General features: G+C 72.3%; 5 protein-coding genes. All 5 read left to right on the top strand.

Going from position 1 to position 12,144, the window contains the following annotated elements; translation table 11 throughout:
- The first annotated feature begins 15 nt into the window (after positions 1–15).
- The 5 genes from ASF89_RS09255 to ASF89_RS09235 all read left to right on the top strand — a co-directional run bounded on the left by ASF89_RS09255 (position 16) and on the right by ASF89_RS09235 (position 12,043).
- On the top strand, positions 16–1,461 hold the full coding sequence (locus ASF89_RS09255) for a serine/threonine-protein kinase (RefSeq protein ID WP_082475114.1): 1,446 nt from the start codon (positions 16–18) through the stop codon (positions 1,459–1,461).
- Positions 1,458–7,310 carry an Ig-like domain-containing protein gene (locus tag ASF89_RS09250; RefSeq protein ID WP_156463363.1) on the top strand — a complete coding sequence of 1,951 codons (5,853 nt, stop codon included), beginning with the start codon at positions 1,458–1,460 and terminating at the stop codon, positions 7,308–7,310. Before ASF89_RS09255 ends, ASF89_RS09250 begins: the two co-directional genes overlap by 4 nt.
- 19 nt (positions 7,311–7,329) lie before the next feature.
- Positions 7,330–8,301 (top strand): MoxR family ATPase, encoded by a 972-nt coding sequence (locus ASF89_RS09245; protein WP_055814047.1) that lies wholly within the window; start codon positions 7,330–7,332, stop codon positions 8,299–8,301.
- Positions 8,298–9,692 carry a DUF58 domain-containing protein gene (locus ASF89_RS09240; protein ID WP_082489908.1) on the top strand — a complete coding sequence of 465 codons (1,395 nt, stop codon included), beginning with the start codon at positions 8,298–8,300 and terminating at the stop codon, positions 9,690–9,692. Before ASF89_RS09245 ends, ASF89_RS09240 begins: the two co-directional genes overlap by 4 nt.
- 77 nt (positions 9,693–9,769) lie before the next feature.
- Entirely contained in the window at positions 9,770–12,043 is a 2,274-nt protein-coding gene (locus tag ASF89_RS09235; RefSeq protein WP_055814044.1) for a transglutaminase-like domain-containing protein, read from the top strand.
- Positions 12,044–12,144 lie beyond the last annotated feature (101 nt).

The raw sequence follows: 12,144 nt of genomic DNA, 5'->3' as shown, positions 1-12,144 counted from the left end.
TTCCAGGAGGGCGACGTGGCACGACGACTGCCGTCCCAGCCTCCTGTGCTGCCCGGTTTCAGCCCCGTCCGCGTGCTCGGGTCCGGCGGTTTCGCCGACGTGTTCCTCTACGAGCAGAACATGCCCCGGCGCCAGGTGGCGGTGAAGGTGATGCTGAGCGAGGTCGTCGACGATCAGGTCCGGCACATGTTCCAGGCCGAGGCGAATCTCATGGCCCAGTTGAGCTCGCATCCCTCCATCCTCACCGTCTACCAGGCGAGCGTCTCCGCCGACGGCAGACCGTATCTCGTCATGGAGCTCTGCTCGTCGTCGCTCAGCGAGCGGTACCGGCACGACCGCATCCCCGTCGCCGACGTCCTCCGCATCGGCGTCAAGATCGGCAGCGCCGTCGAGACGGCTCACCGTCAGGGTGTCCTGCATCGTGACATCAAGCCCTCGAACATCCTCATGACCGCCTACGGCCATCCCGTCCTGTCCGACTTCGGCATCGCCGCCTCGCTCGGCGAGAGCCAGCCGAACGACGTGGTGGGGATGTCGATCCCCTGGTCGGCGCCCGAGGTGCTCCTGGACGAGACGGGCGGCACGATCGAGTCCGAGGTCTGGTCCCTCGGCGCCACGGTCTACTCGCTTCTGGCCGGCCGCAGCCCCTTCGAGATCCTCGGCAGCGAGAAGAACACCGCGTCGGACCTCATCGGCCGCATCGACAAGGCCCGCCTGGCGCCCACGGGGCGGACGGACGTCCCCCCGAGCCTCGAACGCGTCCTCGCGAGGGCGATGTCACGGCGTGCCGAGCACCGTCCCTCGAGCGTCCTCGAGCTCATCCGCGAACTGCAGCAGGTCGAGAACGAGCTCGGCGTCTCGCCGACGCCGATCGAGGTCGCCGTGGACGACTGGGCGCTGGCGACGGTGGCCGATCTCGAGGACCGGACGCGCCTGCGGGGGGCTGCTCCCGCCGGTTCGGCGAGTCGACGTCGTCGTCGTCGTCGGGTGACCGCGGCTCAGGCCGAGGCCGTCCACGGGACGGGGACCATCGGCGGCCGAGCCCTGCCTCGCGGCACCGGCTCGTCCCGACGTCGACCGCTTCGCAGTGGCGCCGGCCTGGCCGCCGTGTGGCTGCTCGTGGCGGCGGCGGTGGTCGTCATCGGCCTCGGAGCAGCGGGGACCCTGGTGCTCGTCCGTTCCGATCCCGACGAGATCCCGCGGGTCACCGACGTCGTGGCGACACGTGACGACGGCTCCGTCCTCTTCGAATGGGACGACCCGGGCCTGCTGGCCGGTGACACCTACGTCATCGTCACCGACACGGCGGCGGGCGGCGACACGAGCCAGCAGACCGCGTCGCGCTTCGTCGTCGGCGACGCCGACGGCCGTGCTCAGGTCTGCGTCACGGTCAGCGTCAATCGGGACGGGCGGACGGGCCCGCCGAGCGCCGAGGCGTGCGCGTCCGGGGTCGGCGGATGAGCCGCATCGTCGACTGGGTCCGGGTCAACCGGTCGAAGACGGCGACGGCGTTGAGCAGCGTCCTCATCGTGGGTCTGGTCGCAGGGGTCTCCGTGGTCAGCGGGGGCTACGAGCAGCGGCGTGTCGATCTCGACGACGGCACCGTCTGGGTGGCCAACGGCTCGCGCTCCGCCATCGGTCGCGCCAATCCGGATGTCGGCGAGCTGAACACCGCGGTGCGGAGCCAGGGGTCCGACATCGCGGTCGAGCAGAACGGCGACGCCGTCGTGCTCGTCGATCGGACGACCGCGACGGTGGGTGTGGTCGACCCCGCCACCGCGACGGCCGACGTCAGCACGCCGCTGCCGCCTGAGCGGCCCGAGGTGCTCCTCGCCCCCGGCCGGGCCGTCGTCGTGTCGGGCGGCACGGGGGACCTGTGGTCGACGCCGTCATCCGAGCTCGCCTCGTTCTCCACGGACGCGCCGGCGGAGCTGAGCCTCGGCCGCGACGTCGTCGTCGACTCGACGCCGGCGGGAGTGGTCGTGGCGTTCTCGGCGGCGAACCGGACGCTGTCGACCATCGACGGCGCCGGGGGCTTGGACGTCGTCTCGTCCGAGCCCGTGGCGACGACGGGGGAGGGGCCGTACCAGGTGGCGTCCGTCGGCCCCCATCGGGTCCTCCTCGACACGCTGACGGGCGAGTTGTTCGTCGACGGTCGGGTCGTCGACCTGCCCACCACACCGGACGGCGGTCTCGCGCTGCAGCGGAGCAGCGCCGGCGGCGACTCGGTCATGGTGGGCACCTCAGCCGGTCTGCTCTCGGTGGCGTTCGCCGGTGGCCGGGTCTCCGAGCCCGTCGCTGACCGGTCCGGGGTGCCTGCGCGCCCGGTCGTCGTCGACGGCTGCGCCCGGGCGGCCTGGTCGGACGGGGGCGAGTGGAGCTCCTGCTCGTCGGCGCGAGGAGGTCTCAGCGAGCTCGAGGGCATGCCCCGCGATGCCGAGCCGACCTATCAGCTCAACGGTCGTCGGGCGGTGCTGAACGATCCGGTCAGCGGACGCAGCTGGGCCGTCCAGTCGGACGGCCGCCTCATCGACAACTGGGACGATCTGCTCGAGAAGGACGACCGGCCCCAGGACGATGAGGACGACGTCGGAGACGACACCCTCGAGCTCGACCCCGATCAGAAGGCCCCGGTCGCCGTCGACGACGCTCTGGGGGCACGCCCCGGCCGGGCGACGACCCTGGCCGTCCTCCTGAACGACTCCGACCCGAACGGGGATCCGTTGATCATCGACGAGGTCTCGGGCCTCGACCGGTCGATCGGTCGACTGGACGTCGTCGGCGATCGACAGCGGCTCCTCCTGACCCTGAGCCGCGAAGCGACCGGGCCGGTCACGTTCGACTACACGATCTCCGACGGTCGCGGCGGACAGGACACCGCGACCGTGACCATCGACGTGGCGACCGCCGACGACAACCGAGCGCCGGTGCAGGTCCGGCAGTCCACCGTCGAGGTGGCGTCCGCAGGGCGCGTCACGACGCCGGTCCTGGGCGACTGGGTGGATCCGGACGGCGACGCCTTCTACCTGACCTCCGCCTCGGCCGCCGACCGGGTGTCGTTCACCCCCGACGGCGACGTGGTCTATCAGGACGCCGGTGAGGGGCCGGCGACGATCGAGGTGGCACTGACGGTCTCCGACGGGCGCTCCGAGTCGAACGGCCTCCTGCGGATCACGGTCTCGCCCCCGGGCGACACTCCGTTGACGGCGGACTCGTTCGCCGTCCAGGCCTACGCGGGTCAGCAGACGACCGTGCGACCCCTGGTGTACGCGCACGGGGGCACGGGGCCGGTGACGCTCAACAGCGTGCCGCAGCAGGACGGCACCGACATCGCGGCGAGCTACGACGCGGGGACCTTCCTCTTCAGCAGCGACGAGGTCCGGACTCACAACCTGGAGTACACGGTCACCGACGGCGATCAGACGGCCACCGGCACGATCCGGGTCGAGGTGCAGACGCCGCCCGACGTGAACAGCCCCCCGGTGACGACTCCCAAGACGGTGTTCGTCGAGACCCTGAGCAGCCAGACCGTCGACATCGCGGCGACCGACCGCGACCCGGCCGGGAACGTCCTGCTGGTGACCGCCACCTCCGGCGTGCAGCCGTCGAGCGGACTGCGAGTCGAGACCCTCGACCAGCGGTTCGTCCGCGTGACCCTCACCGGCCCCCTCGACGACGGACCGGTCGATTTCTCCTACACGGTCACGAACGGCCTGGCGTCGGCCGTCGGGAGCGTCACGGTCGTGGAGATCCCGCGCCGCCAGCAGACGCAGCCGCCGGTCGCGACGGACGACCAGGCGACGGTGAGGGTCGGTGACGTCGTCGACATCGACGTCCTGGCCAACGACGAGCAGCCCGATGGCGACGACGTCTCGCTCGCGCACGACCTGCGGAGGGACGTCCCGGCAGGAGGGGGATTGCTCTTTGCCTCCGGAGATCGACTCCGGTACCTCGCCCCGACGACCCCCGGGATCGTGACGGCCGTCTACACGGCCGTCGGCGAGGACGGTCAGACCGCGGATGCCCAGATCACGATCACGGTGCGCGAGATCGACGCCGCGACGAACGCCTCCCCGGTTCCCGAGACGGTGACGGCGCGGGTGGTGACCGGCGAGACCGTCCGGCTCGCCGTCCCGCTCGACGGCATCGACCCGGACGGCGACAGCGTGCAGCTCGTCGGCGTGGGCAGCAACCCGGAGAAGGGAGCGGTCACGATGTCGGGCGTCGATCGCCTCGACTACGAGGCGGGGCCCTACTCGGCCGGAACGGACTCGTTCGAGTACTCCGTCGTCGACGCCCTCGGCGCGAGGGCCACCGGGACGGTGCGCATCGGCATCTCGGCTCCAGCCGAGGGATCGCGCTCTCCGGTGGCGATCGAGGACGACGTCAGCATGCGCCCCGGTGGATCGATCGCCGTGCGGGTGCTCGACAACGACTCGGATCCTGATGGGGGCGACCTGTCGGTGACGGGCGTGGAGACCGCAGGCGAGGAGGTGGGCGCCGAGATCGTCGACGGCGAGCTGGTGTCCGTCACGCCGCCGACGACACCGGGGCGCTACGGGGTGGTCTACACGGTCGAGAACGCCCGAGGCGGCACCAGCTCGAGCTTCGTGACCGTCACGGTCGATCCCGACGCCGCGCTGACGCCTCCGCTGGTGGACGACACGGTGCTCGATCTCCGCGACATCCGGGGGCGGTCGACGGTCGACGTCGACGTGCTGGCGAACGTCTTCTCCGCCGACGGTCCCGTGTCCCGTTCGGGACTCGGGCTCGAGCCCGGCTACGGCGACACGGCGAGCGTGACCGACCAGCGGCGCATCCGGGTCACCGTGACCGACGCCGCTCAGATCATCCCGTTCTGGGTCGCCCATCCGGACGATCCCACGGTCAGGGCCCTCGCCTTCATCCGCGTGCCCGGCTTCGATGACGCGCTGCCGCAACTCGATCGATCCGCGCCCTCCATCACGGTCGTCAGCGAGACCCCCGTCGACATCGACCTCGACGACTACGTCATAGCCGCGGGCGACCGCGGTGTGCGCTTGACCGACTCCGGCTCCGTACGGGCCACCCACGCGAACGGCGACGACCTCGTGGTCGACGACACCACTCTGCGGTTCACCTCGGCGGATCTCTTCTTCGGAGTGGCCTCCCTCTCGTTCGAGGTCACGGACGGACGCTCCGCGGACGACCCGGACGGCCGGACCTCCACGCTCGTCCTGCCCATCACGGTGACGCCTCGCGAGAACCAGCCTCCCGTCTTCACCGGGACCTCTCTCGACCTCGAGCCCGGGCAGTCGCGCACCATCGACCTCGCGAGGCTCACCACCTACCCCTATCCCGACGACCTCGACGAACTCCGCTTCGCCCTGGGGCGGCCGTCGGGCCAGGGATTCTCCTTCGACCTCTCGGGTCGGGAGCTGACGGTGACGGCGGGCGCGTCGACGTCGAAGGGCACCACGCGCACGCTGCCCGTCACGGTGGCGGACGCGGCAGCGACGGGCCGAGGAGGCGCGGTGCGGCTGGCCGTCGTCGGCTCGACTCGACCCCTCGTGGCTCCGGCGCCGGACTCGGTCGTGGTCGCCAGGGGGCGGAGCGCCTCCCTCGACGTGCTGGCCAACGATCAGGCCCGGAACCCGTTCCCCGGCCAGAGGCTGCGGGTGTCGGGCATCCGCGGTCTGAGCGGCTCGGCCCTCCCGGCAGGCGTCTCGGTCACACCGAGCGCCGACGGCGGCACCCTGTCCGTGTCCGTGAGCGACTCGGCGGCGCCCGTCGACGCGAACGTCCAGTACCAGGTCGTGGATGCCACCGGCGATCCGTCGAGAGCCGTCTGGGGCAACGTGACGATCTCCGTCCAGGACGTCCCCGGCACTCCCGTCGCGCCGGTCCGCATCGGGGGCTTCACGGGAGGGCAGCTGACCCTCTCGTACGCCGCCCCCGTCGCGAACAACTCGCCGTTGCGCGGCTTCCGGATCGACGGCGTGGGCTCGGCCGGCACGACCTATTCACGGGATTGCGGCCTGTCGACGGTGTGCACGCTCACCGATCTCGATCCCGAGCAGACGTTCCGCTTCTCGGTCGTGGCCGCCAACGCCGTCGGAACGAGCGAGCCCAGCGCGGCGAGCGAGCCCTACCGTGCGGACTTCGTCCCGGCGGCGCCCGCGAACGTGCAGGTGCTCCCCTCCGCGACGACGCCGGGCGCTCTCGACGTCAGCTGGTCCGCCGTCCCGCGCCCCGCCGGGGGGACGGCCGTGACGGGGTACTCGGTGGAGATCACCGGCAGCGGCGCCCCCGGCGTCCAGTCCACCCTCTCGACGTCGACGACCGTCGCCGGGCTCGTGCCCGGCGGTCGCTACGACGTCCGGGTCTTCGCCTCGAACCGTGCGCAGGTGACGAGCTCGACCGACTGGTCCCGCAGCAGCGCCGTGCGCGCCACGGCCGTCGGCGTCCCCGGCGCCTTCTCCGTCCGGGCGGGGGCGACGCGCAACCAGATCTCGATCTCGTGGACGGCACCGGCCACGGCCGGGGGATCGGCGCCCCGCTACGACGTCTACCGATCGCCGACGGGGTCGACCGTCACCGGCTGCGCGGCGACGGGCACCCGGGTGGCATCCGGACTCTCGTCGACGACGTACAGCGAGACGCCCGAGCGCGATGCCGGTTACACCTACACCGTGGTGGCGTCGAACGGCGTCTTCTGCTCGAGCGCAGGAGCCGCAGCCGAGTCCGTCACTCCTCCGGGTCGCGCCGGCGGCACCTGGGGCGTGGAGTACCGCGGCCCGGACGGGCAGTTCAAGGCCCGCGTCCAGGGGCTCGCCGCCACGGGTGCGGTCGACTTCTACCAGTACCGCGTGGGCGACGGGGCCTGGCGGACCGTGACGGAGGGTGGATTCGTCGACGACGACAACGGCTTCGGGGTCCCGATCACGCTCACGCTCCAGGCCTGTCGGGCGGGTCAGACGAGGAACGAGTGCGGTCCGGTCTCGAGCCCGGCGACCGTCGTCCCCGTCGACACGCGGGCGGTCGTCGCGTCGTGCACGGTCGGAGCCCCCCTCGGTGCGTCGGCTCCGCGCAACGCCGGTTCGCCCGTAACGTCCGTGGAGGTGACCTACTTCGGTCCGTCATCCGCCGACGGAGCAGCCGGGGCGCCCGTCGGCAGGTCGACGGAGCTGACGGGGATCGTCCCCGCCGGCGCCGCGTCGGTGTCGGTCAAGGCCACGGTCGCGGGGGTGCACACCGATCCCGGCGGCGCGACCGGGATCTGCGACCCCGCACCCGACACGGAACCGGACTCGACCGGCCCCACCCCCTGACCAGAGAGCGATCGATCGAATGAGCATGACCCCCGAGCAGGCCTCCTGGTTCTCCGATGTGTTCGGGCGCCTGGTCGCCGGTGTCGATCAGGTGCTGCTCGGGAAGTCCTTCGTGGTGCGGCTCTCGTTCACGGCGATGCTCAGCGAAGGCCATCTCCTCCTCGAGGACTTCCCCGGCACGGGCAAGACGTCCCTCGCCCGGGCCATCGCGCAGACCGTCCAGGGCACCAGCAGCCGGATCCAGTTCACCCCCGACCTGCTGCCCGGCGACATCACCGGCGTCAGCGTCTACGACCAGAGGCGAGGCGAGTTCGAGTTCCACCGCGGTCCGATCTTCGCCCATGTCGTGCTGGCCGACGAGATCAACCGAGCGAGCCCGAAGACGCAGTCGGCCCTCCTCGAGGTCATGGAGGAGGGGCGGGTCACCGTCGACGGCGTGAGTCACGACGTCGGTCGTCCCTTCATGGTCATCGCGACGCAGAACCCCGTCGAGCAGGCCGGCACCTACCGGCTCCCCGAGGCGCAGCTCGATCGCTTCATCATGAAGACCTCCATCGGCTACCCGGACCACGCCGCGACGGTCCGCATCCTCGCGGGTGCGGCGACCCGGGTGCACGACGGGACGATCCCCGCCGTCGTCCGAGCCGACGTCGTGACCGAGATGGCGGTCCTGGCGCGGACGGTGCACGTCGAACCGAGCATCAACGACTACGTGGCGCGACTGGTCGAGGCCACGCGCACGGCCGACGAGGTGCGCCTCGGCGTCAGCGTCCGGGGCGCCCTGGCCCTGGTCCGCTGTGCGAAGACCTACGCGGCCTCGCTGGGGCGGCACTACGTCGTCCCCGACGACGTCAAGGCGCTCGCCGGACCGGTCCTCGCGCACCGCATCGTGCTCGACCCCGAAGCCGAGTTCGACGGGGTGACCCCGGCGAGCGTCGTCGCGCAGCTCCTGCTCGAGACGCCGCCGCCGGCCGAACGGTCCGCCGTGTGAGCGCGCCCCTCTCAGCCGACGACCGTCACAGGCGTGCCGACACGAAGACCGACGCCCGGTTCCCGACCGGGACGGCGGGTCCGACCAATGTCCGCGCGCGCCTCGTCGGCGACCGCACCGGGCCGCTGGCCGATCTGCTCGTCGTCCTGGTGAAGACGCTGGCCGCCGTCCGTCGCGGACTCGCCACCGCACGCCGGTCCGCCTCGGCGATCGTGACCCCGCTCGGCTGGACGGTCCTGCTCATCGTGCCCGTCGGCCTCGTCGGAGGGTACGTGCTCGGGTGGGTCGAGCTGCTCGCGATCGCCGTCGCGGCTCTCGCGATGATGCTGTTCGCCGCCGTCTTCCTGGTCGGCCGTTCCGCCGCCGAGATCACGGTCGACCTCCCGCACGACCGCGTGGCCGTGGGGCAGTCGGCGATGGGGGAGGTGCGGGTCGCGAATCCGACCCGGCGTCGCCTCCTCGGCGTGAGGGTCGAGCTCCCCGTCGCGGAGGGGCTCCTGGAGGTCCAGCTGCCGGGGATCCGGCCGGGCGACACCGTCACCGAGTCCTTTCCGGTCCCGACGGATCGGCGGGGCGTGATGCGGATCGGTCCGGCCCGGACGGTCAGGGGCGACGCCGTCGGGCTCGTCCGCCGAGTGGTCGAGTGGACGACGCCTCGCGAGGTCGTCGTGCATCCCGCGACGATCGGGATCCCGAGCACCAGCACGGGCTTCGTCCGCGATCTCGAGGGCAGCCCGACTCGGGACCTCGCCCCCGACGACCTCTCGTTCCATGCGATCCGCGACTACGTTCCCGGAGACGAGCGGCGCCACATCCACTGGCGGTCCACCGCCAAGACGGGCGCCTACATGGTCCGCCAGTTCGAGCAGAGCCGTCGGTCGCACTTGGTCGTCGCCTTGAGCCTGGCGCGGGCGGACTTCGCCGCCGACGACGAGTTCGAGCTCGCCGTGAGCGTGGTCGGCTCCCTCGGCGGGCGGGCGATCGGCGACGGCCGCGATCTCACGGTGGTGGTGGGCGAACGCACCCCCGACTTCGCGAGACGCAAGACGCTGGCCGTGCTGACGTTGGACACCGTGACCCGGACGCGCCTGCTCGACGGCCTCGCCGTGGTCGAGCGGGCCGACTCGGCGCTGACCATCGCCGACGTGGCACGGGTGACCGGCGGTCAGGTGACCGGCGTCTCCGTGGCGTTCCTCGTCGTGGGGTCGACCACGACCCTGTCGGCGCTGCGCTCCGCCGCCCTGCACCTGCCGCTTGGGGTCGAGGTCGTCGCGATCGTCTGCGACCCCGACGGCGCGCCCGGGGTCCGCCGACTCGCCGATCTGACGGTTCTGACCATCGGCTACCTCGACGATCTCCGCCAGTCCCTGGCGCGGGCGGCGGCGTCGTGAGTCAGGGCGAGAACCCCGTCCGGCAGGCCGGGCGACGGACGCCGGAGCGTCCGGGGACACGACCGCGCGCCTCCTTCGTGGCGTCCGTCACCTCGTCGTACGCCGTGATGACCCTGGTCGCCGCCTCCACGCTGTGGCCCGTCTATCGGAGCCGGGAGTTCGTCCTGCTCGTCGTCGTCACCGTGGCCGTCGGGACGGTGATCGCCATCGCCGGCGCCGTCCTCCGATCGTCGAGCTTCGCGGTCCTCGTCGCGACGATGGCCGTCTTCCTCCTGCTCGGCGTCCCGCTGGCGGTCCCGAGCGAGGCCGCTTCCGGGGTGCTCCCGACCGCGACGGGTCTGGCGGAGCTGGTGGCGGCGACCGCCCTCGGCTGGAAGCGCCTCGTCACGATCACGCTGCCCGTCGGCAGCTACGAGGCGCTGCTGGTCCCGGCGTTCGTCCTCCTCCTGCTCGCGACGGTCGTCGGTCTCAGCGTGGCACTCCGATCCCGTCGAGGGGAGGTCGCCGTCGTCGCCCCCGTCGTGGTCTTCCTGGCCGGCATCGTGCTCGGGCCCGAGGACGCCTGGGTGCCGACCCTCACGGGCGTCGCTCTCGTCGTCGCCGCCGTGGTCTGGTCCCTCGGGTGGCGTCTGCACCGCCGACGTCAGGCCGTCCTCTCTCTCGAAGGAGGCGCGCGATCCGTCCGGACGTCGGGTCACCGGGCCGTCGCCGTGCGCGCCGTCGCCGGCACGATCGTCACGCTCCTGGTCGCCGGCGCGGCGGCCGCCGCGGTCGTCGAGGCGGCTCCGCCGTCGTCGCCGCGGACGGTCGCCCGCTCGATCGTCGAGGCCCCCTTCGACCCGCGGCGTCTCGTCAGTCCGCTGACCCGACTCCGGGTCTACGAGCAGGAGTCCGCCGTGGACGAGACGCTCTTCTCCGTCAGCGGACTGGAGGAGGGTGCTCTCCTCCGCCTCGCGACCCTCGACACGTACGACGGCGTCGCGTACACCGTCGGGAGCGCCGAGGTCTCGAGCGAATCCGGCACCTTCGACCGCGTCCCCGCGAGCGTCGACCAGAGCGCGTCGCCGGGTACGGCGACCACCCTGTCGGTCGAGGTCGGATCGTACGAGGGAGTCTGGCTGCCGACCGTCGGCAGGCTCCGATCGATCGCCTTCGACGGGTCGGACGCCTCGACCCTCCGCTCCGGCTTCGTCTACAACGACGTCAGCGGCACCGCGGCGGTCGACGGGGGCCTCGACGCCGGCGACTCGTACCGCATCGACGCCGTGCTGGCGCCGCAGCCCACGGCCGAGGCCCTCGAGACGGTGACGCCCGGTGCTGCGACCGTCCCGGCGGCCCAGGCGGTGCCCACCGAGCTGATCGACTCGCTCGCAGGCGACGTCCGCGGAGTGGAGGGCCCGGGGGCTCGTCTCCAGGCGGCTCTCGGGGCGCTCCGCGAAGACGGCTACATCAGTCACGGGGTCTCCTCCGACGAGCCGGCCAGCCGGTCGGGACACGGGGCCGACCGGCTGGCGGAGCTCTTCACGGATCCGGTGATGATCGGCGACGCGGAGCAGTACGCGGCCGCGGCCGCGTTGATGGCCGGCGAGCTCGGTTTCCCCGCGCGCGTGGTCATGGGCTTCGTCCCGGAGGCCGCCTCCGCGGGGACGGAGGCGGTCGCCGTCCGGGGCGGCGACGTCACGGCGTGGATCGAGGTGGACACGGCCGAGTACGGCTGGGTCGCGATCGATCCCGTCCCCGACGAGCGCCGCATCCCCGATGATCGACTCCTCGACCCGAACCGCCTCCAGAGGCCGGAGTCGGTCGTGCAGCCCCCGCCGGACGAACCCCAGCTGAGAGACGAGCAGACGCCTCCGCAGGCCGACCAGGAGTCCCCGGAGGCCCCCGCGGCGTGGCTGGCCGTGGCTCGGCTCGTGCTCCGCGCGGTCGGGGTCGGCGCCGTCGTGCTGGCCCTGGTGGCATCGCCGTTCCTGGCGATCGTCGCCGCGAAGGCCCGGCGTCGGCGGAGGAGGATGCGGCACCCCGATCCGACGTCCCGCATCGTCGGCGGCTGGCAGGAGTTCCGAGATGCCGCGGTGGATCACGGCGTCGAGACGCCCGCCGCCGCCACGCGCGGCGAGTTCGCGGCGATCGTCGGGGGCTCCCGGCCGGCCGTGCTCGCGCGGGTCGCCGATCGGGCGACCTTCGCCCCGGGCGGACCGGCGTCGGACGACGCCGATCGCGTCTGGAGCGCCGTCTCCGACATGCGGAGGGCGCTCGGGTCCGGGAAGACGAGATGGCAGCGTGCGAGGGCGGCGGTCTCGTTGCGTTCACTCCGCCGTTACCATGGCGGGACACGTCCCGAACGCTAGAGGTCCCTTCCGCATGCAGTGCCCCACCTGTGCCAGTCCGTTGCCCGTCGGTGCGATGATCTGCGGCGAGTGCGGTCGGACACTCTCCGGGGTCGACACCT

Source organism: Frigoribacterium sp. Leaf172 (assembly GCF_001424285.1).
In the GTDB taxonomy this organism is placed as follows: domain Bacteria; phylum Actinomycetota; class Actinomycetes; order Actinomycetales; family Microbacteriaceae; genus Frigoribacterium.
The sequence above is the reverse complement of the archived record's forward strand: the minus strand, read 5'-3'. Positions and strand labels throughout refer to the sequence as shown.